The organism is Endozoicomonas sp. Z74, from assembly GCF_057680865.1.
Window position 1 is genome coordinate 18570 of the sequence record NZ_JBLYZI010000007.1, and the last position, 26690, is coordinate 45259.

The 26690-nt window shown below is 51.1% G+C and carries 24 protein-coding genes; 17 read left to right on the forward strand and 7 right to left on the reverse strand.

The window, feature by feature from the left end:
* Positions 1-19: 19 nt before the first annotated feature.
* The gene (locus ACNRUY_RS03125) at positions 20-985 is read right to left on the reverse strand and encodes an ABC transporter permease subunit (protein WP_488110183.1); all 966 of its coding nucleotides are present in this window, start codon (positions 983-985) and stop codon (positions 20-22) included.
* A gap of 159 nt (positions 986-1144) precedes the next feature.
* Entirely contained in the window at positions 1145-2299 is a 1155-nt protein-coding gene (potA, locus tag ACNRUY_RS03130; protein ID WP_488110184.1) for a polyamine ABC transporter ATP-binding protein, read from the reverse strand.
* Positions 2300-2688: 389 nt separating this feature from the next.
* On the opposite strand from potA, the gene lrp reads away from it, so the two are divergent.
* Positions 2689-3177 (forward strand): leucine-responsive transcriptional regulator Lrp, encoded by a 489-nt coding sequence (gene lrp, locus ACNRUY_RS03135; protein ID WP_488110185.1) that lies wholly within the window; start codon positions 2689-2691, stop codon positions 3175-3177.
* A gap of 82 nt (positions 3178-3259) precedes the next feature.
* Here the strand turns inward: lrp and ACNRUY_RS03140 are convergent, their stop codons facing one another.
* Complete coding sequence (locus tag ACNRUY_RS03140) at positions 3260-3655, reverse strand: PilZ domain-containing protein (RefSeq protein ID WP_488110186.1); 396 nt, start codon at positions 3653-3655, stop codon at positions 3260-3262.
* Between the two features lie 369 nt (positions 3656-4024).
* Here ACNRUY_RS03140 and ACNRUY_RS03145 point away from each other — a divergent pair, with 369 nt between their 5' ends.
* The 13 genes from ACNRUY_RS03145 (at position 4025) to ACNRUY_RS03205 (ending at position 19873) form a co-directional block, all read left to right on the forward strand.
* Positions 4025-5071 (forward strand): Leu/Phe/Val dehydrogenase, encoded by a 1047-nt coding sequence (locus ACNRUY_RS03145; protein WP_488110187.1) that lies wholly within the window; start codon positions 4025-4027, stop codon positions 5069-5071.
* 11 nt (positions 5072-5082) lie between these two features.
* Positions 5083-6234 carry a pyruvate dehydrogenase (acetyl-transferring) E1 component subunit alpha gene (gene pdhA, locus ACNRUY_RS03150; RefSeq protein ID WP_488110188.1) on the forward strand — a complete coding sequence of 384 codons (1152 nt, stop codon included), beginning with the start codon at positions 5083-5085 and terminating at the stop codon, positions 6232-6234.
* Complete coding sequence (locus ACNRUY_RS03155) at positions 6227-7210, forward strand: alpha-ketoacid dehydrogenase subunit beta (RefSeq protein WP_488110189.1); 984 nt, start codon at positions 6227-6229, stop codon at positions 7208-7210. Before pdhA ends, ACNRUY_RS03155 begins: the two co-directional genes overlap by 8 nt.
* Before the next feature lie 182 nt (positions 7211-7392).
* Positions 7393-8496: a dihydrolipoamide acetyltransferase family protein gene (locus ACNRUY_RS03160; protein WP_488110190.1), complete on the forward strand. Its 1104-nt coding sequence runs from the start codon at positions 7393-7395 to the stop codon at positions 8494-8496.
* A gap of 620 nt (positions 8497-9116) precedes the next feature.
* The gene (locus ACNRUY_RS03165; RefSeq protein ID WP_488110268.1) at positions 9117-11039 is read left to right on the forward strand and encodes a PrkA family serine protein kinase; all 1923 of its coding nucleotides are present in this window, start codon (positions 9117-9119) and stop codon (positions 11037-11039) included.
* A 174-nt stretch (positions 11040-11213) separates the two neighbouring features.
* Positions 11214-12491, forward strand: coding sequence for a YeaH/YhbH family protein (locus ACNRUY_RS03170; RefSeq protein WP_488110191.1), 1278 nt, complete (start codon positions 11214-11216; stop codon positions 12489-12491).
* Positions 12488-13987, forward strand: coding sequence for a SpoVR family protein (locus ACNRUY_RS03175; protein WP_488110192.1), 1500 nt, complete (start codon positions 12488-12490; stop codon positions 13985-13987). The genes ACNRUY_RS03170 and ACNRUY_RS03175 overlap by 4 nt, the downstream gene beginning before the upstream one ends.
* Positions 13988-14193: 206 nt before the next feature.
* The gene (locus tag ACNRUY_RS03180; protein ID WP_488110193.1) at positions 14194-14907 is read left to right on the forward strand and encodes a DesA family fatty acid desaturase; all 714 of its coding nucleotides are present in this window, start codon (positions 14194-14196) and stop codon (positions 14905-14907) included.
* A gap of 12 nt (positions 14908-14919) precedes the next feature.
* On the forward strand, positions 14920-15399 hold the full coding sequence (locus ACNRUY_RS03185; protein WP_488110194.1) for a DesA/ISL3 alpha bundle tail domain-containing protein: 480 nt from the start codon (positions 14920-14922) through the stop codon (positions 15397-15399).
* A 332-nt stretch (positions 15400-15731) separates the two neighbouring features.
* Positions 15732-16163, forward strand: coding sequence for an H-NS family histone-like protein (locus ACNRUY_RS03190; RefSeq protein WP_488110195.1), 432 nt, complete (start codon positions 15732-15734; stop codon positions 16161-16163).
* Positions 16164-16341: 178 nt separating this feature from the next.
* Complete coding sequence (locus ACNRUY_RS03195; RefSeq protein ID WP_488110196.1) at positions 16342-19164, forward strand: autotransporter family protein; 2823 nt, start codon at positions 16342-16344, stop codon at positions 19162-19164.
* Between the two features lie 138 nt (positions 19165-19302).
* Positions 19303-19596, forward strand: a complete 294-nt coding sequence (locus ACNRUY_RS03200; protein WP_488110197.1) for a type II toxin-antitoxin system RelB/DinJ family antitoxin — start codon at positions 19303-19305, stop codon at positions 19594-19596.
* The gene (locus ACNRUY_RS03205) at positions 19589-19873 is read left to right on the forward strand and encodes a type II toxin-antitoxin system RelE/ParE family toxin (RefSeq protein ID WP_488110198.1); all 285 of its coding nucleotides are present in this window, start codon (positions 19589-19591) and stop codon (positions 19871-19873) included. The genes ACNRUY_RS03200 and ACNRUY_RS03205 overlap by 8 nt, the downstream gene beginning before the upstream one ends.
* A 74-nt stretch (positions 19874-19947) precedes the next feature.
* Here ACNRUY_RS03205 and phoR read toward each other — a convergent pair whose 3' ends face one another.
* Positions 19948-21273, reverse strand: a complete 1326-nt coding sequence (gene phoR, locus ACNRUY_RS03210) for a phosphate regulon sensor histidine kinase PhoR (RefSeq protein ID WP_488110199.1) — start codon at positions 21271-21273, stop codon at positions 19948-19950.
* A 79-nt stretch (positions 21274-21352) separates the two neighbouring features.
* Entirely contained in the window at positions 21353-22042 is a 690-nt protein-coding gene (gene phoB, locus ACNRUY_RS03215) for a phosphate regulon transcriptional regulator PhoB (protein WP_488110200.1), read from the reverse strand.
* Between the two features lie 350 nt (positions 22043-22392).
* Here phoB and ACNRUY_RS03220 point away from each other — a divergent pair, with 350 nt between their 5' ends.
* Positions 22393-24069, forward strand: a complete 1677-nt coding sequence (locus ACNRUY_RS03220) for a hypothetical protein (protein ID WP_488110201.1) — start codon at positions 22393-22395, stop codon at positions 24067-24069.
* A 37-nt stretch (positions 24070-24106) separates the two neighbouring features.
* On the opposite strand, the gene ubiA is transcribed toward ACNRUY_RS03220, so the two are convergent.
* On the reverse strand, positions 24107-25012 hold the full coding sequence (ubiA, locus tag ACNRUY_RS03225; RefSeq protein WP_488110202.1) for a 4-hydroxybenzoate octaprenyltransferase: 906 nt from the start codon (positions 25010-25012) through the stop codon (positions 24107-24109).
* A gap of 85 nt (positions 25013-25097) precedes the next feature.
* Positions 25098-25649: a chorismate--pyruvate lyase family protein gene (locus ACNRUY_RS03230; RefSeq protein WP_488110203.1), complete on the reverse strand. Its 552-nt coding sequence runs from the start codon at positions 25647-25649 to the stop codon at positions 25098-25100.
* A gap of 216 nt (positions 25650-25865) precedes the next feature.
* Here ACNRUY_RS03230 and ACNRUY_RS03235 point away from each other — a divergent pair, with 216 nt between their 5' ends.
* Positions 25866-26033 (forward strand): rubredoxin, encoded by a 168-nt coding sequence (locus ACNRUY_RS03235; RefSeq protein WP_488110204.1) that lies wholly within the window; start codon positions 25866-25868, stop codon positions 26031-26033.
* Positions 26034-26173: 140 nt separating this feature from the next.
* On the forward strand, positions 26174-26446 hold the full coding sequence (locus ACNRUY_RS03240; protein WP_488110205.1) for an HU family DNA-binding protein: 273 nt from the start codon (positions 26174-26176) through the stop codon (positions 26444-26446).
* The last annotated feature ends 244 nt before the right edge of the window (positions 26447-26690 follow it).

A 26690-nucleotide genomic window follows, 5' to 3' on the forward strand; every position in this document is an offset into this window, starting at 1 on the left:
GCCTTTTCGACGATTCGGCTCATCGTAGTTCAGCCTCCATCTGCCGTGCCTGCTGACGATTAAAGAAAGCAATCGGCAGACACAGGATCAACAACATGATCATGGCCAGAGAACCCGCCAGGGGCCAGTCCCGATTATTGAAGAACTCCTGCCACAGCACTTTGCCGATCATCAGGCTTTCCGGCCCCCCCAGCAGCTCAGGGATAACGTATTCACCCACCGCCGGAATAAAGACCAGCATGCACCCGGCAATAATCCCGGCTTTCGACAAAGGCAGCGTCACCCGGACAAACGTCTGCCAGGGACGACAGCCAAGGTCACTGGAAGCTTCCAGCAGGGAGCGGTCCAGCTGGGTGAGGTTGGCGTAAATGGGCAACACCATAAACGGCAAATAGGCGTACACAATGCCAATGTAGACGGCAATGTTTGTATTGAGGATATGCAGTGGCTGATCAACGACCCCACTCCACATCAGTAAATTATTCAGCAACCCGTTGTTTTTCAGTATGCCCATCCAGGCATAGATGCGTATCAGAAAGGAAGTCCATGAAGGCAGTAAAACCAGCATCAACAGCAGGCTCTGTCGTCTCCCCGAAGCCCTGGACATGGCGTAAGCCATGGGATATCCCAGAAGAAGACAGAAAAAAGTGGACACCATCGCCAGACGGATAGAGGTCAGGTAGGCCTGAAAATACAGTTCATCATCAAACAGAAAAAAGTAATTGCCCAGATTCAGGTTGAACGACAGCACCTCATCAAAATACTCAACGATGGGGGTATAGGGCGGTATGGCGATATCCGCCATGGAAAAACTGATTTTGACAACAATCAGGAAGGGCACCAGAAAAAACAGCAGCAGCCAGAGATAGGGGACGCCAATCACCAGGCGGCGTCCCCAGAGTTCCTTGAAGGCATTCACACTCTCCAGGTCGCTTCTGGCACTACCATGAGAGGCAGAGCGACCTTTCAGCGAAAAAACAGACATGATTTCAACCCATACTCTTTTACAGAGACCGTCTTTTAAAGAGCTCCTCTTCCTTAGAAAAAGCCCGGAAGAGGTCTACTTCGCAAAAACACAAAATGGCACCTCCAGAATGGAGGAGCCCGAAAACAACCCAGAAAAACAACCCAGGAAAAGAACGAATCAGCTGTTCAACACCACGCCACTGTCGTCATCCCAGCTGATGTAAACCTCATCGTCCCAGGTGGGGTTATCGGCCGTTCGGATAATATTGGCCATATTGGATTGAACCGTCATACCCGATGGCAGTTTGATGTAATACACCGAGCGTCCCCCCAGATAGGCGATATCATGAACCACCCCCTTGCTCCAGTTGAAATCCCCCTCAGGCCTTTCTCTGGTCACCTGGGTTTTCTCGGGACGCACTGCAACCCAGACCTTTCGATCCTCCAGGGGAGCAGTGATACCGTGGCCAATATAAATGGGCTTCTCAATCCGTGGCGAGCGAATCACCACATGATCCGCCTCTTCCTCGGTAATTTCCCCTTCAAACATATTGACGGAACCGATGAACTCAGCAGTCATCCGGCTATTGGGGTTTTCATAGATATCCACCGGTGTACCCACCTGGACAATCCAGCCGGCATCCATAATCCCAATGCGCTCAGCCATGGTCATGGCCTCTTCCTGGTCATGGGTCACCATAATGCAGGTGACGCCCACTTCCTCGATAATATCCACCACTTCCAGCTGCATCCGGCTGCGCAGTTTCTTATCCAGCGCCCCCATGGGTTCATCCAGCAGCAACAGTTTCGGTCGCTTGGCCAGGCTTCTGGCCAGGGCTACCCTCTGGCGCTGGCCACCGGACAACTGGTGAGGTTTGCGCCGTGCATATTTTTCCATATGCACCATTTTCAGCATCTCATCCACCCGCTGGGCAATCACCTCTTTGGGCAGGCGGTCCTGTTTCAGTCCAAAAGCCACATTCTGCTCCACCGTCATATGGGGAAACAGCGCGTATGACTGAAACATCATATTGATAGGACGCATATACGGAGGCAGCCGGGTAATATCCAGGCCATCCAGATAAATAGCCCCTTCAGAAGGTGTTTCAAACCCCGCCAGCATTCTCAGCAGCGTCGACTTGCCCGAACCCGAACCACCCAGCAGAGCAAAAATTTCCCCCTTGCGAATGTTCAGGCTGACATCGTCTACCGCCACCATGTCATCAAACATTTTGGTGACCCGGTCAATTCTGACCAGAACTTCATTACCAGAACGACCCTTCACAGGAGAAGGGACAGGGGAGGATTTCGGGGAGCCAGATGCGGTCATCATCAATAGTTATCTCCAGCCCGGATAAGAAAGAACAGGGAACCGTCCCTGAGGATACTTTTAACCCCTTGGGGCAAGCAAAAGCCCGCGCATTTTCCATAAAAACACCCGGAATGAAAATGGCTTTGCGACAAACCCTGATGAAAGATATTAGTAATGCTCACTTGCAGATTTATTCCCCGTACCCTAACCTGCGTCAGCCAGAGGCTTTCCAATCTCTTCACACTGACGTCACAGGCTCCGAGCGGCGCACGTGGCATACACTGTGAACACAAGCCTTATAATCTCTTATGCCATTGCGTTCGTAATGTTCCCTCAAAGTCGGATCAATCAGACAATGACCGGAACGCTCTCACAAAAGAACGCACAAACGTCAGAATACAGCTGAAATCATGAGAAGCCGAAAAGAAGTCGTCCGCCAGCTGGATCGGATCGACCGCAACATACTTCGAACTCTGCAGGAACAGGGGCGCATTTCCTATGTGGATCTTGCCGACAGAGTCGGGCTCAGCACTACTCCCTGCATGGAAAGGGTGAAACGTCTGGAGCGTGAAGGCATTATCCAGGGTTATTCAGCACGACTGAACCCGAAGTACCTTCAGGCCGGTTTGCTGGTGTTCGTGGAAATCAGCCTCTACACCAAGTCGGCGGATATTTTTGACGATTTTCGAAAAGCGGTCACAAAACTGCCCAACGTTCTTGAATGCCATCTGGTATCCGGGCATTTTGATTATCTGGTCAAAGCTCGTATTTCAGAGATGGCCTCCTACCGTGAACTGCTTGGGGATATTCTGCTCAAGCTGCCCGGAGTAAGGGAGTCCAAAAGCTATATCGTGATGGAAGAACTGAAAGAAACGCTGAACCTGCCCATTCCGGACTAGGAGCCTCTCGGACTTACGACAATTTCTGCCTAAAATCCAGAAAGAAACAGCAGGCCATTAAAATACGCCCTGTGCCAGAAGATCAGTCTTCTGGCACAACCGCCACCTGATAGTCACGAATATAATAATTAAGAGCCACTTCGTCCTGATCTTCGATATCCCGCAAAACAAATCCGGCAGCAAAATCAGCCCTTTCACTCACTGCCTGACACCAGACACATTCTGCCACCATGGACACTTTATATGTGTTGCTCTGACCGGCACTGTCCTGGGAGCCTGCCTGAGGCCCTGGAAGGAGTAAAGTCACTTTCCGGAGTTCCGAAGGACGGATACCCTGATCCGTCAACAGACTGAATCCCCCCTTGGACACATCCTCCAGCACCCCCAGAGACAGGCCCGTGTCGTTATCCAGTACTTCTGCAGTTTTTTCCATGGACTTACGGGGAAATCGGCGCTTTTCCTGAATTATTTCCGACATTATTGCCTCCGTGCATCACAGCAGTTTATCCGGACACGTTACCATTGTTTATTTCAAAAATGCAGCTATTTTGTGAAATCCCAACGGGCGATCTCTTTTTTTAAACAAACGTTTATATAAATTTCCTGGTATTGACAACACAACCGGATTTCCTCTGTAATCGAAAAAGGGACAGAAAAATCACTCCCTTGAGTCTGACCGGCTCACAGCCGATAGAGCTTTATGATCTAAAAAAGGATAGATGCTCTATTAACCAAAAATAAAAATAAACGGCCATGTTTTCTGTACCTTTCCCCTCACCCCCGGGGAAGACCAGGCATGGTAAAAAACAACAGAGCCTGCTGCTCTGAACCAACGGAGGATCCCGTCATGTTCAGACAGATGACCGAGGCGCGCATTAATGACCTTCACTGCAAATTTGATGAAGCGTCAGGCCTCCAGTCCGTCATTGCCATCCACAGCACCCGCAGAGGCCCCGCCCTCGGAGGCTGCCGGATCATTCCCTACTCCTCTTCCCAGGAAGCCATCAACGATGCTATCCGACTTGCCCGCGGTATGAGTTATAAAGCCGCGCTGGCCGGACTGGATCTTGGCGGCGGCAAAGCCGTTATCATGGAGCCGGAAAAGCCCTATGACCGAACCCTGCTTTTCCAGGCATTCGGGCAGTTTCTGAATGAGCTGGGTGGACGTTACGTCACCGCAATGGACAGCGGCACCTCCATCGCCGACATGGACACCATTGCCACCCAAACCCGCCATGTTACCTGTACAACCGATTGCGGCAGCCCTGCCCCGTACACGGCTGAAGGTGTTTATTACGGCATTCTGGCCTCCCTGAGAGCCCATCCGGATCTTCCGGAAACTCTCAAAGGGGTGACCGTAGCCGTCCAGGGTCTCGGTAATGTGGGTTATGCCCTCTGCCAGCTTCTGCACAGAGACGGCGCCAGGCTCATTGTGGCGGATATAGATGAGAAGCGAGTTGAAAACGCTGTTCGTGAATTGGGTGCCACCGCCGTAGCCCCGGACGAAATCCATGCCACGCCCTGCGACCTGTTCAGCCCCTGTGGCCTCGGCGGCATCCTCAACAGCGAGACCATTGATCAGCTCCAGTGCGCGGCAATAGCCGGGTCTGCCAATAACCAGTTGCAGACGGAGGAAGACGGTTTCGCCCTGTTCAAACGCAATATTCTGTTTGCCCCTGATTACCTCATCAATGCCGGCGGCCTGATTTTTGTTGCCATGACTTATCTCAAAAGCAGCCCTGGGGATATGCAAAGGCGTGTTCGAGGGATACACGACACATTGTTGCGGATCTTCAGTCAGCAGCAGCAGGCAGGCCTGCCCGGCAGCATCATTGCTGACCAGATGGCAGAAGCCATAGTGCACGGTGATCAAACCCGTCAGATGAGCGCATAGGGAGCCTGTTCATGCATACCAATGAGTTAAACCTGACCCCGGTGGAGCAGTTTCTGGACGCTGAGGGTGAAGTCCTGAAAGCTCTGCCCCAGTGGGTGGATGATAATAAAACCCTGATCGATTATTACCGGACCATGGTCATTGCCCGCCAGGGAGACCAGAAGGCAGTAGCCCTTCAACGAACCGGAAAAATGGGAACCTATCCTTCCTGTCTCGGGCAAGAGGCCATCAGTGCCGTATACGGTACATTGCTAAGAAAAGAAGATGTATTGATCCCTTACTATCGGGACCTTCCCGGGCTGATGGCTCGGGGCATACCGTTAAGTGATGTGCTGCTTTACTGGGGCGGGGATGAGCGGGGCAGCGCCAGCCCGGCCTGGGGCCAGGACCTGCCAAACTGCGTACCCATTGCCACCCAGGCGGGCCATGCTGCAGGCATCGCCAGTGCCATAAAGATTCGACACGAAGCCGGTGATCCCATGAGAGTCGCCCTCTGCGCTCTGGGTGACGGAGCCACTTCCAAAGGGGATTTTGGAGAAGCACTGAATCTGGCAGGCGCCTGGCAATTGCCGGTGGTGTTTGTCATCAATAACAATCAGTGGGCAATATCGGTTCCCCGCGCCATCCAGTCGGGAGCCCCGACCCTGGCTCAAAAAGGGATTGCAGCCGGGTTGCCTTCCCTGCAGGTGGACGGAAATGATGTCATCGCCCTTCACGAAGTGATCGGACAGGCCATTGAGCGGGCAAGACAGGGCAAAGGGGCAACGGTGATTGAAGCTATCAGCTACCGTCTCTGCGATCACACCACTGCTGACGATGCCAGTCGTTATCGCAACAGCGAAGAATTGAAGGGGGCATGGCAGAAGGAGCCCATCAAACGACTGCGCAACTTTATGCACCATCGGGGCCTCTGGAATGAAGAGAAAGAAAGATCCCTGAAGGCCGAAGCAGACCGGGTGGTGGAAGAAGCCGTCCAGGCGTATCAGAGCACACCACTGCCCGCTATAGAGGATCTGTTTGATTACCACTATGCCAACATTCCTGCCCAGCTTGAGGCCCAGAAACAGGAAGCCCTTGCCCGGGAAGAGAGCCGTCAGCAGATAAAAAGCCGTCAATTGACTGACAAGCACCAGGAATTATCAGGAGGGCATGCCCATGGATAACCAACTGACCATGGTGGAAGCCGTTAACCTGGCCCTGGATCATGCCATGGAAAATGATCCGGATGTGGTGCTTCTGGGTGAGGACATAGGCGTCAACGGAGGAGTATTCAGGGCTACCCAGGGCCTGAGAGAGAAGTACGGCCTGAAGCGGGTGATGGACACCCCCCTGGCCGAAACCCTAATTACCGGCATGACCGTTGGTATGGCCACCCAGGGAATGAAACCCGTAGCGGAAATCCAGTTCATGGGCTTTATTTTTCCCGCCATGGAGCAACTGGTCTGCCACGCTGCCCGGATGAGAAACCGGACCCGTGGTCGCCTGGTCTGTCCGATGGTCCTCAGAGCCCCCTTTGGTGGCGGGATACACGCCCCGGAACACCATTCTGAAAGCACTGAAGCACTGTTTGCCCATATACCAGGGCTGCGGGTAGTCATCCCTTCCTCTCCGGTTCGCGCTTATGGGCTGCTGAGATCAGCCATCAATGAACCGGACCCGGTTATTTTCCTGGAACCCAAACGCATCTATCGAGCTACTAAACAAACCATTGATGCTGCCACCCAGCCACTGCCACTGGACACCTGCTTTACTCTGAAGGCAGGCCAGGATGTCAGCCTGGTCAGTTGGGGGGCCTCCATCCGGGAAACCCTGGAAGCCGCCAGTACACTGGAGAGTCACGGCATTTCCGCTGAGGTAGTTGATGTAGCTTCTATCAAACCCCTGGATATGGACACCATTCTGGCTTCCGTCAAAAAAACCGGTCGCTGTGTCATTGTTCATGAAGCCTGCAGAAGCGTTGGCGTGGGGGCAGAAATTGCCGCAACCCTCTCTGAAAAAGCCTTCTCAGCCCTGAGGGCTCCGGTTGAACGCGTCACCGGATTTGACACCGTTATGCCTTACTACCGGATGGAAGACCATTATCTTCCCCAGACCGATGACATTGTAAGGGCCGCTATCCGAACTCTGGCCCGCCATTGAACAGCAGTCAGTGGCTTTCATAAAAACAGCCATGAGTGGTTGTTATAAACAAAGACATGAGCGGTTTCATAAAACAATCACCGCTCCCTTCGAACAATGAGCATGTCTGCAGAAGCCAGTGCCCATAGTGAAAGAAAAACTGCAGCATGTTCACACCAAAAAAATAAATAAAGGATCAGACCATGCGCTTTTTTAATCTGCCCGATCTGGGCGAGGGGATTCCTGAGGCCGATATCGTTGAATGGCATGTTAAGGAAGGAGACACTGTCCAGGAAGACCAGATGATGGTTTCAGTGGAAACCGCCAAAGCTATTGTGGAAGTACCCGCCCCTTGCACAGGCGTCGTTGCCCGTCTTTGTGGCCAGCCGGGAGAGACGATTCTGACCGGAGAACCTCTGGTGGAGTTTGTCTCAGATCAGGAAGATTCGGGTACGGTAGTGGGCAAGCTGGCCAGCGATGACCGCTCAAAAGGACAGGATGACGCCTTCATCATCGGCGCCGCTCCCGATAACGGAGCAGAATCGACCACCGCTCAAAGCTCTCTTCTCGATCTTGCCCGGGATTTGAATATGGATCTGAACGCGTTCTCTAAGGGGACCGGGACAGATAAAAGAACGCACCGTAACAGTGCAATGGATCAGAAGAGCTATTCCCTGGAAAATCCGGAACCCCTGAAAGGGGTCCGTAAACACATGGCTCGCACCATGGCGGAATCCCATGCCTCTGTCGTTCCAGTCACGTTGTTTGATGATGCGGATATTAATCACTGGTCGGATAAAGAAGACATTACCGTACGACTGATTCAGGCCATTACCCACGCCTGCCAGCAGGAGCCTGCACTCAACGCCTGGTTTGACAGTGCCAGCATGAGTCGCCAGCTCCATGACTGTGTTGAGCTTGGCCTGGCGGTAGACAGTGAAGAAGGCCTTTTCGTTCCGGTTATTCGTGATGCCTATAACATGGACCAAAAACAACTGCGCGAAACCATTAATTATCTCAAAGAGAGCGTCAAAGCCAGAAGCCTGCCCAACTCAGACCTCCAGGGAGCCACCATTACCCTGAGCAACTTCGGTGTCTTTGCCGGAAAGTATGCAACACCTGTTGTTGTCCCTCCCATGGTCTGTATTGTCGGTGTTGGGCAGCTTAAAGAAGAGATCGTCAGCGTGGCCGGAAAACCGGAATGCCACCGCATTTTACCTCTATCACTGTCGTTTGATCACCGGGCTGTTACCGGTGGCGAAGCCACCCGTTTTCTACATGCGATGATTCAGTTGTTGCAGAACTAGTCAAAAATCCACATTATAAATCCTGGGGCAAGAAAAAATTGCGCTGCCATTACCGCTTTGAGCAGGAAATGCTACCCCGAACCATGGAAGTGAGAGGGAATCAACGGATGGCATTTCCACAGTAGCAAGCAGAATTGGCAGTGCCGGGAGCCTGCAGGGCTGAAAGTGACCGGTGCCTGATGGGTGTTGGACGCTTAGCCGGAACAAGGATAGTTACGCGCGATAAGGAACACCTTTCTCTGCCTGTACGCCGAAGCACCGTCAGTATCGCAACAGGCAGAACGTTCATTGTCGATTTCCGTAAACTGACCTTCTCTGGTTATGACCTCTACCACTGATCACACAGGAATTTCTTGAGCAGACTGGCAGGCCCCGGGGTCATGTCTCTTGTGTTTTTGCAACGGAAATGTGCAGATGTTGATCCATTGTTGATTATTGACACTTTCAGGTACCTGACCATCTAACCCAACGATTGTCACCTGTGCCGGTTTTGTAAAAATCATAAAAGATGTGGTCAAAGTTCTGACTCTGCCGATAGCTCCTGTGAGAGCAAGCCGTATGAAAAAAACGGGTTCTGCATGGCTATCGGCCAAACACATCAGACAGAGGCGGGCGAAGACATGGACATCTTCAATAACTATCAGCAGAGATTTCAATCCACGCAGCAGGAAGAACTCACCCTTCAGGAGTACCTGTCACTGTGCAAAAGTGACCCGGCCACTTACGCCAATGCAGCAGAGCGCATGCTGATGGCCATTGGTGAGCCGGAAATGGTCGACACTTCCAGAGACCCACGCCAGAGCCGGATTTTTTCCAACAAACTGATCAAGCGTTACCCGGCTTTTCGCGAATTTTATGGAATGGAAGAGGCCATTGAGCAAATCGTCTCTTACTTCAAACACGCTGCTCAGGGATTGGAAGAAAAGAAACAGATTCTTTACCTGCTCGGGCCGGTGGGTGGCGGTAAATCTTCCCTGGCCGAACGTCTGAAAGCCCTGATGGAAAAAGTACCTCTTTATGCCATCAAGGGGTCACCGGTTTATGAATCCCCCCTGAACCTGTTTAACCCGAGCGAAGACGCTGAGATTCTTGAACAGGAATACGGCATTCCCAACCGTTATCTGGGGGGCATCATGTCACCCTGGGCGGTAAAACGACTGAACGAATTCGGCGGCGATATCACCAAATTCAAGGTGGTCAAACTGCATCCCAGCATTCTGAACCAGGTCGCGATTGCCAAAACCGAGCCCGGCGATGAAAACAACCAGGATATTTCCAGCCTGGTGGGTAAAGTGGACATCCGCCAGCTGGAAGAATATTCCCAGGACGATCCCGATGCCTACAGTTTCTCCGGAGCTCTTTGTCGCGCCAACCAGGGCATGATGGAATTTGTGGAAATGTTCAAGGCCCCCATCAAGGTGCTTCACCCCCTGCTGACCGCCACCCAGGAAGGTAACTACAACAGCACCGAGGGCATGGGAGCCATCCCCTTTAATGGTGTTATTCTGGCCCACTCCAACGAATCCGAATGGCAGTCCTTCAAAAACAACAAGACCAACGAAGCCTTTATTGACCGGGTGAACATCGTCAAGGTTCCTTACTGCACACGGGTTACGGAAGAGATCCAGATCTATGAGAAGCTGCTGGCCAACAGTTCGCTGAGAGAGGCGCCCTGTGCTCCCGATACTTTAAAGATGCTGGCAAAATTCACGGTTCTGTCCCGCATCAAGGAACCGGACAACTCCAACATTTATTCAAAGATGCGAATTTACGACGGTGAAAACCTGAAAGACACCGACCCCAATGCCAAACCCCTTCAGGAGTACAAAGATGCCGCTGGAGTGGATGAAGGCATGGAAGGTCTTTCTACCCGTTTCGCTTTCAAAATCCTCTCCAAAGTCTTCAACTTTGACCCAACGGAAATTGCTGCCAACCCGGTTCACATGCTCTATTTACTGGAGCAGCAGATTGAACAGCAACAGTACCCCAAAGAGGTTCATGAACGTTACCTCCGTTACGTGAAAGAGTTTCTGGCGCCCAAATACATTGAGTCACTGGGTAAGGAAATCCAGACCGCTTACCTGGAATCTTATTCAGAGTATGGCCAGAACATTTTTGACCGATACATTACCTATGCGGATTTCTGGATTCAGGACCAGGAATACCGTGATCCGGAAACCGGCGATATTCTCGACCGCTCTTCCATCAACGATGAACTGGAAAAAATCGAGAAAGCCGCCAGCATTGCCAACCCCAAGGATTTCCGTAACGAAGTGGTGAACTTTGTCCTCAGGGCCAGGGCCAACCACGGAGGCAAGAACCCCAGCTGGTTAAGCTACGAGAAAATGCGCACTGTGATTGAGAAAAAGATGTTTTCCAACACAGAAGACCTGCTGCCGGTGATCTCCTTTAATGCCAAGGGCAGCAATGAGGATCAGCGCAAGCACAATGAGTTCGTCAAGCGAATGGTTGAGCGGGGATACACAGAGAAGCAGGTTCGCCTGCTGGCAGAGTGGTATATCCGGGTTCGCAAGTCGCAGTAACCCGGCTTTACTCTATAAATAGCACTCATTAGCCACTCCCATGCTTGGCATGGGAGTGGGTTTTCAGCGAAATGGACTCTTCGCTGCAGTGCGTTCGGCTTATTTGAACAGGTTCGGATGACGTTTCAGCCCCGGTTCCAGTCAGAAAAGTCGCATAATACAGGGAGCGTATTCATGAGCATCATCATCGATCGACGGCTCAACGGGAAAAACAAAAGTACCGTCAATCGTCAGCGGTTTCTTGATCGATACAAACGGCACATCAAGAAAGCGGTCTCCGATGCAGTGAACAAACGCTCCATCACCGACGTGGTGTCGGGCAGTGAGGTCACCATCCCGCGCAAAGATCTCTCCGAGCCCTCTTTCCACCATGGCCAGGGTGGCCGTTACAAGCAGGTTCATCCAGGCAATAAAGAATTTACCACAGGCGACCGGATCAAGCGGCCAAGCGGTGGCAGTGGTTCAGGGTCAGGCCGTGGCAAGGCAGGTAATAGCGGCGAAGGGATGGATGAGTTCAGTTTCCAGATCAATCACGATGAATTTCTGGAATACATGTTTGATAACCTGGAGCTGCCCAATCTGGTCCGTAAACAGCTTGAGGACATGACGGAATTCAAAATCCGGCAGGCCGGTTACACCACCGCTGGATCTCCAGACCGCCTGAACATTGTCCGTTCCCTGAAATCCGCCCATGCCCGCAGAATCGCTTTGTCCGGCGGCGATCGTCGTGAAATCAGGGCGTTGAAAAAAGAACTCAGGGAGCTGGAAGTCAGTCCGGATGAAGCCAATCAGGAACACCTGGATGCCCTCAGGGAGCGCATCCGGGAACTGAACGGCAAACTGAAAAAACTGCCGTTTATTGATGACTTTGACCTGAAATACAACAACATGGTGAAGGTACCTTCACCCAGCAATAAAGCCGTCATGTTCTGTGTGATGGACGTCTCCGGCTCCATGACTCAGGAAATCAAGGACATGGCCAAGCGGTTCTTTATCCTGCTTTACCTGTTCCTGCAGCGAAACTACAAACAGATTGAAGTGGTGTTTATCCGCCATCACACCGCCGCCAAAGAGGTGGATGAAGAGGACTTCTTCTACTCCAGGGAGACCGGCGGAACCATTGTCTCAAGCGCACTGGAAATGACCCGGGACGTGATCAACAAGCGTTACAGCCCGGCCGACTGGAATATTTATGTGGCCCAGGCCTCCGATGGTGATAACTGGGAAGGAGACTCCAGTGTCTGCACCAAAATTCTGACCGAACAGATTATGCAGAAGGTGCAATATTTCTGTTACGTCGAAATCACTGACCGGGCCCATCAGAACCTCTGGCGGGAATACCAGAGTGTTGCCGAGCAGTTCAAGGACCACTTTGCCATGCAGCAGATCAAATCCCCGGGGGATATTTATCCCGTGTTCCGCAAACTGTTTGAGAAAAAGGAAACCGCATGAGCGACGAACTGATCTCCACGGATCTGGAGTGGACCTTTGAGCTGATCCAGCAATACGACGAAGAGCTGGCCCGGTTGGCTGACCGCTTCCGACTGGACACTTACCCCAACCAGATCGAGGTCATCAGTTCCGAGCAGATGATGGATGCCTACGCCTCCACCGGCATGCCTTTGATGTACAACCACTGGAGTTTTGGCAAGCAGTTTCTCAATACCCAGCAGAGTTACCAACGGGGACAAATGGGGCTGGCTTACGAAATCGTTATCAACTCCAATCCCTGCATTGCCTATCTGATGGAAGAAAACACCCTGACCATGCAGGCGCTGGTGCTGGCCCATGCCAGCTATGGCCATAATTCTTTTTTCAAAGGTAACTACCTGTTCAAAACATGGACCGATGCAGAGTCCATCATTGATTATCTGCTGTTTGCCAAAAAATACATTGCCGATTGTGAAGAGAAGTACGGTATTGAAGCGGTTGAGGAGATTCTGGATGCCTGTCATGCATTAATGAATCAGGGGGTTAACCGCTATAAACGGCCAAGGCCCCTGTCCGCAGAGCAGGAAAAGGCCCGACAGGATGAAAGGGCTGAATACATTCAGCGAACCCTGAATGATATCTGGAGCACCATTCCAAAAGTTGAAAAAACACAAGAGCAGACCGAAGTGAGATTCCCCAAAGACCCGGAAGAAAACCTGCTCTATTTCTTTGAAAAGAATGCCCCCCTGCTGGAAACCTGGCAACGGGAAATCCTCCGTATTGCCCGTAAAATTGCCCAGTACTATTACCCACAGCGACAGACTCAGGTGATGAACGAAGGCTGGGCCTGTTTCTGGCATTATCATCTGCTGCACGAGCTCTACAATGAAGGCAAGGTTTCTGATGGTTTTATGCTGGAGTTTCTTCACTCCCATTCCAGTGTCATTTATCAACCGCCTTTTGACAGCCCTCATTACAGTGGCATTAATCCCTATACGCTGGGTTTCAGCATGTTCATGGATATTCGTAGAATCTGTGAGAACCCTACCGAAGAAGACAGACACTGGTTTCCGGATATTGCCGGCAGCGACTGGCTGGATACCGTTCATTTCGCCATGAAAAATTTCAAGGATGAAAGTTTTATTCTTCAGTTCCTTTCCCCCAAGGTCATGAGGGATTTAAGGTTGTTTACGGTTCTGGATGATGAGTCCCGTTCCTATCTGGAAGTGGACAGCATTCATGATGAAGTCGGCTATAAGTCCATCCGTGAATCACTGGCCGCCCAATACAACCTGGGCAACCGCGAACCCAATATTCAGGTTTATAACGTCAATATCCGGGGAGACAGAAAGCTTACCCTCCGTCACTATCAACATCAGGGAAGGCCCCTGGGAAAAGAGACCGATGAACTGCTGAAACACATCCATCGGATCTGGCAATTCGATGTTGAAATCGAATCCTTCGAAAATGACCAGGTCACCCAGAGCTGGCAGTGCAGTGAAAATAGCAGTAAGTAACAAGGTTTCACAATCCAGTCAGTGTCTGTTGAACACGGATCATTGTTAATCACCACTCAACAATCAGTCGGCTGTATTAGCAGCCTGCTGTTACTTTGATCGCCTTATTAATCCCGGTATAATTTCCAGACACGGGAAGCCTGTAACTTTTATAACAATCAAGCGGTGGGCGGTTACTGCTGGAGAGCTTATTCGAGGACCTTAAGATGATTTCTTTAACGGCCTTACCCTCATCCTGGTACGAAGGTTTGCTTTCCCTTTCCCCCTGGTCACTGGTGGCCACCACCCTTTTGCTCACCCATATCACCATTCTCTCAGTCACGATATACCTCCATCGATTCAGTGCCCATCAATCCCTGGAACTGCATCCGGTCCTGCAACACTTTTTTCGTTTATGGCTTTGGCTGACCACAGGAATGAATACCCGTGAATGGACGGCCGTTCACAGAAAGCACCACGCTCTGTGTGAAACCGAAGAAGACCCACACAGCCCGGTCAAAAAAGGACTCGCCAGGGTACTCTGGCAGGGCGCAGAGCTGTATAAAGTGGAAGCCGGAAATTCAGAAACCCTGAAGCGCTTTGGGCACCGGACTCCCCGGGACTGGCTTGAAAGAAAACTCTATACCCCCTTCAAATCCCTGGGCGTCATCCTGATGTTAATGATTGACCTGTTGCTGTTCGGAGTTATTGGCCTTACCGTCTGGGCCGTCCAGATGATGTGGATTCCCTTTTTCGCTGCCGGTGTCATAAACGGAATTGGCCACTCCCGAGGCTACCGAAACTTTGAGTGCCAGGATGCCGCCCGGAATATTCTTCCCTGGGGAATCCTGATTGGCGGGGAAGAGCTCCACAACAACCACCACACTTATCCTAATTCTGCCCGGTTATCGGTCAGAAAATGGGAAATTGATATTGGCTAGCTGTGGATACGCTTGTTTTCACGGGTTGGCCTGGCAAAAGTGAAACACCTGCAGCCCCTGGCCAGCAAGGACACCACCAAAAATCACATTGATAATGACACCGTTATGGCAGTCATCAATAATCGTTTTCAGATTATGAATCACTACCGAAGGCAGGTTATCGTCCCTTTGGTGAAACATGAGTGCCAGAAAGCAGAAGCAAACACCCGCAGATTACTCCGATCCGCTATACACCTTCTGGCCCGGGAAGAGTCTCTTCTTGCTCATCAGCACCATGAAGCGATAGACCGTATTCTTGAAGCCAGCCATGTCCTGAAAACGATTTATCAGAAAAAGAAAGAACTTCAGGCCATATGGCTGAACCGCAAAGGTCTAAAGGAAAGAACTCATGCCTTAAAGTCCTGGTGCCACCAGGCAGAATCCAGTGGCATAAAAGTATTGCAGGATTTTTCAGCGCTATTAAAAACCTATACCCTGCCAACACCTATTTGACGGTTCAGGAGTCAGTAACAGACCTGTTTCATACCCCGAAAGGAGTATGAAACAGGAAGGGCTAAACGATAAGCGGAGCTTTTCAATTTGATAAACTGGCTCCTTGTTCTTGTTGATTAATGCTCCTTCCATCTCCCTATTACTTTCAATATCACTCTCTTATGGATACAAGTGACGAATTATTACCCAAATTTTACGATAATTGATTCACTTTCTTTTAATAATTTATATAATGAGGCTTCCATGTAAAAATTCCTTGCTGTATAAATACAGTCGAATCAATTTCGCATTCCAGCCTGGAAGTTCTATCAAGACCACGGAGTCCCAAGTTAATGAATATCTTTGAAGAAGTTCTTCACCGTCTGAGCAGCAAAACCCGCATCCGTTCCCTTTTCAAAGACGTCCATGCGGAAGATCTGGAGCGTATTATTTCCCGCCTCCATGATGTACTGAATGAAAAGCAGCAGGCCCGTGAAAAGGATGAAGAAAAGCGTAAAGCCAAGATGGACAGCATTGAAGCCATCAAGCAAATCATGGCTGACCGCGGTGTTTCCATGAATGACCTGGGCGGCCTGGATCTGGAAGACGCTCCCAAGCGTCGCCGCAACATCCAGAAGTACACCTTCGAATACGAAACCGAAGCCGGTGAACGTGTTCAGTGGGAAGGCGCTACCACTGGCCGCCTGCCCCGTGACTTCCAGGCCTATCTGGAGCGCACTGGCAAGAAGCGCCTGGACTGTGCCCTGGAACAACTGGAAGACTGATTCTCTACTTTCAGTCTTTCGATCAAGGGACCTTTCAGGGTCCCTTTTTCATTCCCCCCTCCAATACATATCGCCCCTTACCAGCCCCCAGCAAACCACCATCAAACAATCGTTTGAAATATTGCCAGTGTCTTCTATATACTCAAAAGACACATTGACAACAAAAAAAAGAAGCATCATGGACAGAATAAACACATTCAAACGGTCACTGCTGAGTATTGTTGTCGCTGCTGCAACGTTATCAGCAACCTCCACCTCCGCCAGCCAATGCTCTGGCACTCCTGATTCAGAAGGCGGGGATATCACCATCAGCACTGATCAGGGGGAAACCTGTGGGGCAGTAAGCATCAACGCCACACCCGATGAAAACGGCAATGGTCGGGTTGGCAATGTCACTGTAACTGGCACCATCAATGAGCCCAGTGACAACACCGGTCTTTACATAGACGCCCGTGGTCAGTTTGAAGGCGGTCAGTCCAATATCGGCAATATTCTTAATACCGGCACCATCAAGTCCCAGGAGGATGGGATCAAGGTAGGCGAATATGAGCAGCGGGCAACAGGCATTGTTGGGGATATCATCAACAGGGGGGAAATCATCGTAGGTCGAGACGGCATAGAAGTAACCCTTGATGGTAACGGCCAGGCCGGTGCGATCGAAAACCACGGCAACATCAGGCCCGATGAATCCAATTCATCCCGCGCCATGATGATCAACCTCTACGGCAACAGTACGGTGGGAAGCGTCGTCAACTCTGGCACGATGATCAGTGGTGAAGACGATGATGCCATGAAAGTCTATGCCAGAGAAAACAGTACTGTTGGCTCAGTCACTAACAGTGGCGACATTCAGTCCGGCTACTGGGGGCTGGTTGTCCAGACAAACATAGGCATGGATGATAACGGCAGCGCAAAGGTGGGCACTGTCACCAACTCAGGCACCATAAACGCTCTGGAAGATGCTCTTTATGTGTTTGCCAAAAATGGCAGCATCGGCGATGTGGTTAACTCCGGAACCCTTGTTTCCCAGGATGACCACGGCCTCTATATTCGCACCTTTGATGGGGGAGTGATTGGTACGGTAACCAATAGCGGTTCAGTAACCTCTGTAAATGACGACGCCGTTAGAGTGGAAGGAGATGCCCACACCTTGATCAATACCGGCACCATTACCGGCAAAACCGATTTCTCAGGCAACAACAACACCTTTGTGATGGCCGGAGGCTTGGTGGATGGGGATGTGGAAGGCGTTCAGTCCATACAGGTAACCGGAAACACCCGGTTAACCGGCAATATTGCCGGTTTTCAGCCCGGTTATAGCAATATCAATGGTGTCAATTACGCCCAGTTTGACTCAGAGGAAGAGTACAATGCCTTCCTCGCCAATGCTGCTGCCAGCGCCATAACCATTACGAGCACTGGCCGACTGGAGATTCCAGCAGGTAACAATTTTTCCTACGAGAATGTGTCCTATGAGGTAAACCTGAACCAACAGGGAACACTGGCTGTCTCTGTGGGCTCAGAAAATAATTTTGAACATGCCAGCACCACGGCACGGCTAACCCTTCAGTCACAGAGCATCAGAATCGGCGAAGAAGGGAATTCAGAGCTGGTAACCGTCACTAACCCGACCGCCACCTTTACGGATGGTGCAACAATTCTGGTGACGCCGGACTACCGTGGAGACTTCGCCTATGGCGGTACAGAACAATACCGGGTGCTGACAGCTGCAGGCGGAATCAATGGTACACCGGTGATCTCCTCTTCTTCCATCCTGTTCACCACCACTGGGTCTGGGGACAATGGTGATCAGCACCTGGATGTGACCACTTCAACCACTGACCTGTCAAAAGCCGTGGAAGAAGGCAGCAATAATACTGCGGCAGCCCAGGTGGCCGGGGCTCTTCAGAACTACCTCAACGGCCTTGATCAACAAGCCGCCGCGGACTTTATGGAAAATGAGCAGCTGCTGGCAATCGCCGATGTGAATGGATTAATTACTTACCTGAAACAGCACTACCCCAGCACCGACTCGCTGACTTCAGTGATTACCGCCGTCGAGCAAATACAAGGGGAAGTGTTTAGCAATGTACTGGCCCACCTGGCCAGCCTTCGTGAGGGGGGACGCTCTGGTATTGCCACGGGCGACCTGCTTGACCAGGGCAGCATCTGGCTCAAGGCCATTGCTTCGGAAGCGGACCAGGACGCTCAAAGCCGTGAGGGTGTTTCCTTTAATGGCTACAAGAGTCGCCTGAAAGGATTCAGCCTGGGGGGTGATACCGACCTGAGTGATACCTACACGCTGGGAGGCTCTTTCAGTTACGCCAAAGCGGATATTAATGTGAAAAACGCCTCAGCCAGCAGTGATATCGACAGCTACCAGCTCAGTCTATACAGCGACTGGCAGCATGGAGACTGGTTTGTAGACTCTGTTCTCAACATTGGCTTCAACAACACCGACAGCACCAGCTATAACGGCAGTGTAAAAGCGACAGCTGACTACAAAAGTAAACAGTACGGGCTGCATACCACCCTTGGCAGGGAGCTGTGGTTCAATAGCAATGATACCCTGGTTGAGCCCCGGGTCAGCCTGGAATACAGTCATCTGAACACTGAGTCCTATACCCAGAATTACAGTGACGGCTCAACACCGGCCTATATTGAATCCGATAATTTCAATGTCCTTGAATTGGGAACCGGAGTGCGTGTGAGTCACCTGGTGGAACTGGACAACGGCACTCTGTTGCCAGAGGCCAGCCTCATGGTATTCCATGATTTCATTGGGGATACCGTCGATTCCACCATCACTGCCGAAGTGTTTAACCAGTCCCTGACTCTGCGCACCCTTGGAGTGGAGCCAGAGAAAACATCGTACATGGCCAGCCTGGGGGTTGACTACTGGATGGATAATGACCTTAGCCTGTTGCTCAACTATGAGCACCGGTGGGCCTCTGGATTCAAGTCAGACAGCCTCCAGGCCCAGGTTCGGTACGACTTTTAGGGTGACTTAATTTCAGAGGGCTCCGGGAGAGCCCTTCTGATTTCAGCGGAAAATGGTATCTACTATTTCTATACAGCCTTGACCGTATCTCAAATGAGACACTATAGTAAATATGTTGTCAATTTAGAGGATATGATTATGGCTCATACTACAATGCTGCATGTTCGTGTAGATCATGAATTGAAAGCTGAAGCGACAGAAAAGCTTGCCAATTTTGGCTTAACCCTCTCAGATGCAGTCCGGATTTTATTGACCCGAATAACCAAAGAAGGAGGCTTGCCAATTGGACTGACCTCAGATCCAGAAGCGCACGATGCCTGGTTCCGTGAGAATGTAAAAAAAGCGCTATCCGTTTCCGGAGAAACGTTAGCCCACGAAGATGTGATGGACGAAGCTCAGGAGCTGATCGAGAGGAAAAAACGCCGTGTATAAAGTCGAGTGGTTGAAGCTTGCTCGCAATGATCTTTTAGCCATCATTGACTACGTATCCGATGATAACCCTGCTGCAGCTCAACAACTCAAAGATGATATTCAGTCCAAAGTACTAAAACTTATGGATTTTCCCAAAATGGGAAAGACAGGCCGTGTGAAAGGCACCAGGGAACTGGTTGCCTGGGCGAACTACATCATCGTATATCAAGAAGACAGCACCACTGTCCGCATTTTACGTATCCTGCATGCTGCACAACAGTGGCCACCCTCAGAATAAAAGACATTTAATGGGACTTTGAGGAAGCCTTAATTAAAATTATTTTAGTGCTTTCAAAAAACAGCTGAACCTCATCAACCCTCCACAGTCCGCGAGGCAAGCCTGGATAAAGGGAAGTGACAGACAAAACGGCTGCCCTTGCCTGGATGACTGCTAATGCTGATACGACCATCATGCCTTAACAGCACGTGCTTGACGATAGCCAGTCCCAACCCGGTCCCCCCGGTAGCCTGACTTCGACTTTTATCCACCCGGTAAAACCGCTCGGTCAGCCTGGGGATATGAACCGGATCAATACCAACGCCATTGTCCTGGACCATCATATGTCCACCCTGTTGATCCTGCCACCAGCGTATCTGGATTTTTCCTCCTGTCGGCGTATAACGGATGGCATTGAAGACCAGATTGGCAAAAGCACTGCGCAGTTCAACGTTGTCTCCCACCATGGCTGCGTCATCATCGCACTCCAGAGAGACCTGGTGCTGCTCTTCACCACTGAGCGCCCGGGCATCCTCAGCAATCCCTTCCAGCAGCGGCTTGAGGCTGACCTTCTGTTTATCCCCCTCCGGCTCTGTTGCCTCCAGTCGGGACAGCAGAAGTAAATCCGCAATCAACCCCTGCATCCTCAAGGCCTGTTCCTGCATGCGGTTCAATGCCCTGTTCCACACCGGAGGTGTATCAGGGTGATGCTCAACGCCATCAATCAGGGTTTCCAGGTACCCGGCAATGACCGTCAGGGGCGTTCTGAGTTCATGGGAAACATTGGCCACAAAATCGGTTCGCATGGTTTCCAGCTGCTGCAGCCGAGTGACATCACGCACCAGCAGCAACCGGTTACCCTGCCCATACACCGTAATGGCAATCTGAAGCTGACGGTTTTCATGGGCCGGAGACACAATCTGAATCGGCTCCCGGTTCTGGCTATGCTCCATGTAACCGGCAAACCGTGGATCCCGAACCAGGTTAGTCAATAGCTGCCCCTGGTCATCGGGCATCTGCAGGCCGAGCAGCTCTTCTGCAGCCCGATTCCACCATTCCAGGCAACCCTGCTGGTCGGCCATCACGATGCCATCATTCAGCGCCGCGGTAGACTCCTGAATGCGCTCAATGACACTGGCCAGCCGTCGCCGGGAGCGTTTCTGCCGGCGCTGGATCCGGTAAATACCATCGAAAATTTCACCCCAGACGCCGCTGCTTTCCGGGGGCTCAATGTCTTTATGGGAGGCCTTGTCAAGCCAGCCAATTAACCGATACAACTGACGGTGGCTCCAGACCAGATACAGCACCGTCACCACAAAAAGCCCCAGGAAAACCCGGTCGGCAAGCCAACCTGCGGAAAAACCCAAAGCCAGCCCCAACAACAGTCGACCGGTAAAATACGATCTGATAGAGGTTGCCACATTCAATTCCGGCTCTTCCCTTTACAAGCGGGTGATTTGCTGATGACCTGCGCATCATCGGTAAGAGGATCGTGATGCTTCAGGCACGGGTAGAAAAACGATACCCCGTTCCCCTGACGGTTTGAACATAATTTTCATAATCGCTGCCCAGAGCCTTGCGCAGTCGACGTATATGGACATCCACGGTACGTTCTTCCACATAGACATTGCCACCCCAGACCTGGTCAAGCAACTGACCACGGGTATAGGCCCGTTCCTGGTGAGTCAGAAAAAACTGGAGCAGGCGATACTCAGTGGGCCCCATCTCAGCGGCTTTGCCATCGATACTGACCCGGTGGCTCACTGGATCCAGCTCCAGGCCCTTGACGACGATAGATGTTTGATCATCCATGCCCCGGGCTCGTCTCAGCACCGCTTTCAACCTGGCCGCCAGCTCTCTGGGAGAAAACGGTTTGGTGATGTAATCATCAGCCCCGGTTTCCAGTCCCTGAATCTTGTGGTCCTCTTCACCTTTGGCGGTCAGCATGATGATCGGGATCTCCGCCGTCAGTTCATCCCGCTTAAGCCGACGGGCCAGCTCAATGCCGGAAACATCCGGCAGCATCCAGTCCAGCAGAATCAGGTCCGGCTTGCGATCCACCACCAGGGTGTGCGCCTGTCTGGCATCAGCCGCCTCAAGGCATTGGTAACCGGCCATCTCCAGGGCCACCGCCACCATTTCCCGAATCGGCGCTTCATCATCCACAATTAGAATTGTTTTGCCAGACATGACCGTTACCCCGAGATAATATGATCACTGTTAAGGTGTATGACCCGTTATTCCTACTCACTCATCCATACGACAGGTATTACACCCGCCGATTGTTACAGATAAATGACAATCTGAGAAATAACAGGCAATGGCCTGATATGAAAGCCTTCTTACCGCTGCCTGTTTTTTCGTCACAGGATAACCCACTCTATTTCGAAAACGTCTGAGGCCCACACTAAATAACATCTATATTTCGAGCCCGACGAAGAATGAAGTACACCTGACACCAGCACTATTGGCCTAATACAATTCAGTATCCTCATATGATAGCGACGCAGCACTTCCCAGACCGTTTCAGATATCTGTTTATGTTATTACTGCTCTCTCATGTCTCTGCCCCTGGGGCATCATTTGGGACTCCCCATACAGACAGAAATACATTAGATATAAGGATTTCCGGAACAGAGATACAACTTCTGGACAGCAATTATGGCAATTGCTGGCAGTTCAATGAAGGGGTTAACTGCGAATTTCAAATGAGCCCTTTCTCTGCCCCCAATAGAGAGGAATCAGCACCTTCCTATAACCCGCAGGTGATTTTTTCGAGTCCTGTCCAGCCCCTATTTCTATCTTCACCCTTTTTTTCAACAGAGCCATTATCTATAGAGCCCCCAAACCAGAACGAAGTCATTATCGAGCGACTCCCCCCTTTCAACAACGCTGAAGTAGTTCTCCTATTTCAGTATAAGCTGGAAGCCAAGCAAGCTTCTCCATTTTGCCAGAAACTCTTTGCTGACAGCCTGGTTTGCAAGTTCAGTAAAGGGCAGCCCCGTCTTCGGGTAAAAACCACCTCTCCTTTAATACAAGCTGCCACTCTACCACCGCGCGTAAACACTGGTGGTGATGATATAACCAGCTATGTTACCGAAGCACTTCAAGGTTTTGTTATACAAAGCCGGGCCAATCCGGTTACCAATGATTTTCATGACGGGGTTTCAAGGAAGGTCGACTTAACCCCAGATAACCCACCTTCCAAGTATTCAATAACAGGATCAGGCATAGACTGGCTAATACTCCCTGCCATGGGAGTGATAGACCCACTCCCTGCTGTAGAGCAACGTATTATTACTGTGTATCCATTACATGGTGCTGACAGGAGTACGAATAGTGAAACCTCGTTTGTGGATAATCAGCTCCAACCTGAGCTCATACTGGAGGCGTTATATCAATCCAATGGCCTGGCTACCCCGCCGCAAATCGAAGATGCCATCTGTACATACAACCTGGATAGAGACAGTGTCTATGCATGGATACAGTATCAAAATTTAGTTGCCTCAGAGCAACCAGGACTTGTCGGAGCCAGTGCTATAAACCCGTTCTGGATACCAAGACCTTCTGAGCTATCTAATTATTATCCATCTTTGACTGAGGCAGACCTTAACCATCTAAACCAACAACAAGACACTGCATTCAGCTCAAAACAGAAACGTCGCTCTCCCCGAAGACACAGAGAGCGCCCCTCCCCCTATCAGGAAACTGGGCAACTGACGTGGCATGAGTACACTGCTCCAGGCTTTTCTACCCACACAGCAAAACAGTCTCGACGGGGTAGACCCAAAAAAAAATCCACGCCTACTGCAACCGTGACCCTTGCAGAAATAGAACAAGGCAGAGAAATATCCAATCCGGGGTCAATGTTCTATTCTGAACAAAATCCAGCACCAACCAGCTCTTTTTCAGAAGAAGCTGGTAGTTCCTTCCCTCTACCTGAAGAAGAGGCTCATTCAAACTCAACAACAACGGACTTTTCAATGGATGAACTGACAAGCAGGCAGAGACCCCTCTCAAATAAAGAGGCCTTAAAATATGCTTTTATGACGAAGTACCGCTACGGTATTCCCTGGCCCTGGGGAGCTTGGCCCAAAGTGCAAAATGAAAGGTGCCAACCTTTTAACCTCTCCAAGAGCCAAAATACTAGAGAAGATCCGGATGACGACTCTAGCTCTTATTTCCCCCCTTTTTCCGCAAGCCCAGTCTGTCAATAAAGTCTGGTATAGAATACAAATCCACGGGAGCCCATGCCTATACCGAAAACACCACCCCAAGAAAAATCGTCAGACCGACCCAATGGTTGGAAAGAAAGGCCTTGAAACAGTGATCGCGATCTCGATCCCTGGTTAGCTTATGCTGGAAAACAAAGCCCCCGACAGCCAATAGCAAAGAGACGTAGTAGGGCCATGCCAGCTCCAGCTGCATACCCAGCATCACCATGGCAACCAGCATCATAGCCTGAAAGGTGGCGATAATCAGATTATCCATTTCACCAAATAAAATAGCGGTGGATTTGATGCCAATTTTCAGGTCATCCTCCCGGTCCACCATGGCGTATTGCGTGTCATAGGCTACGATCCAGAGCAAATTGGCCGTAAACAGCAACCAGGTCTGAGTGGTCAGGGCGGTGGTTTCTGCGGCATAGGCCATGGGGATCGCCCATCCAAAGGCCGCTCCCAGCACCACCTGTGGCAGATAAGTATACCGTTTGGCAAAGGGATAGGCGCAGGCCAGCAGTACGCCCCCAAACGAGAGCCCGATAGTCAGGCTGTTAGTGGTCAATACCAGGAGAAAGGCCAGCAGGAACATAACCGCAGCATAAAGCAGGGCCTCATTCGGGCTCACTCTTCCGGTAATCAATGGCCGGTTTCGAGTACGCGTGACGTGGCCGTCAAAGTGACGGTCCGCATAATCGTTGATCACACAGCCAGCACTGCGAGTCAGAACGACCCCTGAAATAAAAACCAGCAGATTGTGGATGCCTGGTATGCCATCTGCCGCGAACCAAAGCGCCCACAGGGTAGGCCAGAGCAACAAATAAATCCCAATAGGGCGGTCTAGGCGCGCCAGCTGAATAAAATCCTTCCAACGGGGCAGATGCTGATCCAATAGGGTGATTAATTTTTCAGAGCCTGTCATGGCGGGTAACAGTTTCATGCGCTCTCTTTTCTATTTTCGATGAAAATACCGCTACTGCCAGCCTGTGGAACTGAAAACAGGCGGCCAAGGCATTGGCCCCATTCTAACCACGACCGCTCTGTGGAAGAAAGACTTCGCACACTGAAATGGGCAAATCATTCAGGTAAAACAGGGAACGCCTTCCCCAGGCGCTTTCATCCCCATAGTCAAAGTCCAGATGGAGGTTGAACTGCCGGGCGGGAATTTCCGCAATTTCAATGGGCCCACGACGCAGGCCTGGCTGACTGAAAATATACTCCCCCAGAGGCCGGTCACCCAGTGTCAGCAACCCCCGGTTGTCCCCTTCCAGGCTGGATGCAGGGAGCACACTTCGGGCAAACACCACTGGCCTGCCAGAACCAAATAGCAACACTTCGCGGACACTGGCAGAACCTTCTCCACAGTTCAGAAAGGCCCTCTCAGAGGCTGTTGGTTCCAACCATTCGTGGCGGATCACCCGGACAAAAAAGGCGCCCTTATGCACCTGCTTGAGCCGCTGGGTAAGAGAGGTGTGATCCAGCAGCATCTCCCGGAGCCCGGAGGGTATTCTGTCAGCACTCCCCTTCTGACAGGGCTCGGGCTGCCAGGTCATATCGGAAAAATCAACAAACGGCATTAACAGTACTTCCTGCCCGGCAGACAACAGCAAGCTGCCGGGCTCTGAGATTACATGGCAGTGGCAAACGGTATTGTAGAAAGAGCCACTTCAGACAGGGTTGTTTTGCTCTGCTTTATGTTGTTATTCATATAGGATTTACCCAGTGGTCTGTCACAGCAAAGCCCATAAATTGTGCCAGTGGCCACCACAGCCTGCAACCGTGAGGATCGCACTATGAAAAAGTGGCAATGCATTGTCTGCGGATTCACCTACGACGAAGCCGAAGGCTGGCCCGATGACGGCATCCCTCCGGGAACCGCCTGGGAGGATGTTCCCGAAGACTGGCAGTGCCCGGATTGCGGGGTCGGCAAAGACGATTTTGAGATGGTGGAAATCCGCTGAATAAGGAAAACCATCGATTTTCCTGAAATACAAGCCACAAGACCCTTCTGGCTATTGCTCAAAACCCGGCAGTGTTTTAGTCTGTTTTTGTTTGAGCCCCAATGGAAGAGAAAAGAACAACAAAACGGAGTGTAACCACTATGCGCAAACCTGAACTGATCAATGCCATTGCCGACGAAGCAGATATCAGTAAAGACAAGGCTTCACTGGCTCTGAATGCCCTTCTTGATGCCATCACCGGTGCCCTTAAGTCTGAAGACACCGTGAACCTGGTGGGCTTTGGAACATTTGTGCAACGAAGTCGTGCGGCCCGTCAGGGGAAAAACCCCCAGACTGGAGAAACCATTCAGATCAAAGCCAGCAAAACCGTCGCCTTTAAGCCCGGCAAGGCACTTAAGGAAGCCGTAAACTGACCAACCCAGACAGGCAAACCCGTTAAACATTGGCTGTGAAAGCATTTTTTCATCGTTATCAATTGGGGGGATGATGGAAAAATCGCTTTCACACAAACCAGGCATCACCTCCCCCGGGTGTACCCATTCACTGGAATATCAATTATCTCGCTTTTCCAGGGCTTTCAGACACGTAATAGAACCACTGCTCAGGCAACACTGCAAAGTGGACCTGAATACCAGAATAGACCTCACCCTGTTCACA

Bases quoted from the DNA above. Each gene is read 5' to 3' on its own strand.
- potA (WP_488110184.1), bottom strand. From the start codon at position 2,299: ATGATGACCGCATCTGGCTCCCCGAAATCCTCCCCTGTCCCTTCTCCT.
- phoB (WP_488110200.1), bottom strand. From the start codon at position 22,042: ATGTCTGGCAAAACAATTCTAATTGTGGATGATGAAGCGCCGATTCGG.
- ACNRUY_RS03165 (WP_488110268.1), top strand. From the start codon at position 9,117: ATGGACATCTTCAATAACTATCAGCAGAGATTTCAATCCACGCAGCAG.
- ACNRUY_RS03220 (WP_488110201.1), top strand. From the start codon at position 22,393: ATGTTATTACTGCTCTCTCATGTCTCTGCCCCTGGGGCATCATTTGGG.
- ACNRUY_RS03240 (WP_488110205.1), top strand. From the start codon at position 26,174: ATGCGCAAACCTGAACTGATCAATGCCATTGCCGACGAAGCAGATATC.
- ACNRUY_RS03125 (WP_488110183.1), bottom strand. From the start codon at position 985: ATGTCTGTTTTTTCGCTGAAAGGTCGCTCTGCCTCTCATGGTAGTGCC.
- ACNRUY_RS03170 (WP_488110191.1), top strand. From the start codon at position 11,214: ATGAGCATCATCATCGATCGACGGCTCAACGGGAAAAACAAAAGTACC.
- ACNRUY_RS03140 (WP_488110186.1), bottom strand. From the start codon at position 3,655: ATGTCGGAAATAATTCAGGAAAAGCGCCGATTTCCCCGTAAGTCCATG.
- ACNRUY_RS03195 (WP_488110196.1), top strand. From the start codon at position 16,342: ATGGACAGAATAAACACATTCAAACGGTCACTGCTGAGTATTGTTGTC.
- ACNRUY_RS03175 (WP_488110192.1), top strand. From the start codon at position 12,488: ATGAGCGACGAACTGATCTCCACGGATCTGGAGTGGACCTTTGAGCTG.
- ACNRUY_RS03160 (WP_488110190.1), top strand. From the start codon at position 7,393: ATGCGCTTTTTTAATCTGCCCGATCTGGGCGAGGGGATTCCTGAGGCC.
- pdhA (WP_488110188.1), top strand. From the start codon at position 5,083: ATGCATACCAATGAGTTAAACCTGACCCCGGTGGAGCAGTTTCTGGAC.
- ACNRUY_RS03235 (WP_488110204.1), top strand. From the start codon at position 25,866: ATGAAAAAGTGGCAATGCATTGTCTGCGGATTCACCTACGACGAAGCC.
- lrp (WP_488110185.1), top strand. From the start codon at position 2,689: ATGAGAAGCCGAAAAGAAGTCGTCCGCCAGCTGGATCGGATCGACCGC.
- ACNRUY_RS03190 (WP_488110195.1), top strand. From the start codon at position 15,732: ATGAATATCTTTGAAGAAGTTCTTCACCGTCTGAGCAGCAAAACCCGC.
- ACNRUY_RS03145 (WP_488110187.1), top strand. From the start codon at position 4,025: ATGTTCAGACAGATGACCGAGGCGCGCATTAATGACCTTCACTGCAAA.
- ACNRUY_RS03155 (WP_488110189.1), top strand. From the start codon at position 6,227: ATGGATAACCAACTGACCATGGTGGAAGCCGTTAACCTGGCCCTGGAT.
- ACNRUY_RS03230 (WP_488110203.1), bottom strand. From the start codon at position 25,649: ATGCCGTTTGTTGATTTTTCCGATATGACCTGGCAGCCCGAGCCCTGT.
- ACNRUY_RS03180 (WP_488110193.1), top strand. From the start codon at position 14,194: ATGATTTCTTTAACGGCCTTACCCTCATCCTGGTACGAAGGTTTGCTT.
- ACNRUY_RS03200 (WP_488110197.1), top strand. From the start codon at position 19,303: ATGGCTCATACTACAATGCTGCATGTTCGTGTAGATCATGAATTGAAA.
- ubiA (WP_488110202.1), bottom strand. From the start codon at position 25,012: ATGAAACTGTTACCCGCCATGACAGGCTCTGAAAAATTAATCACCCTA.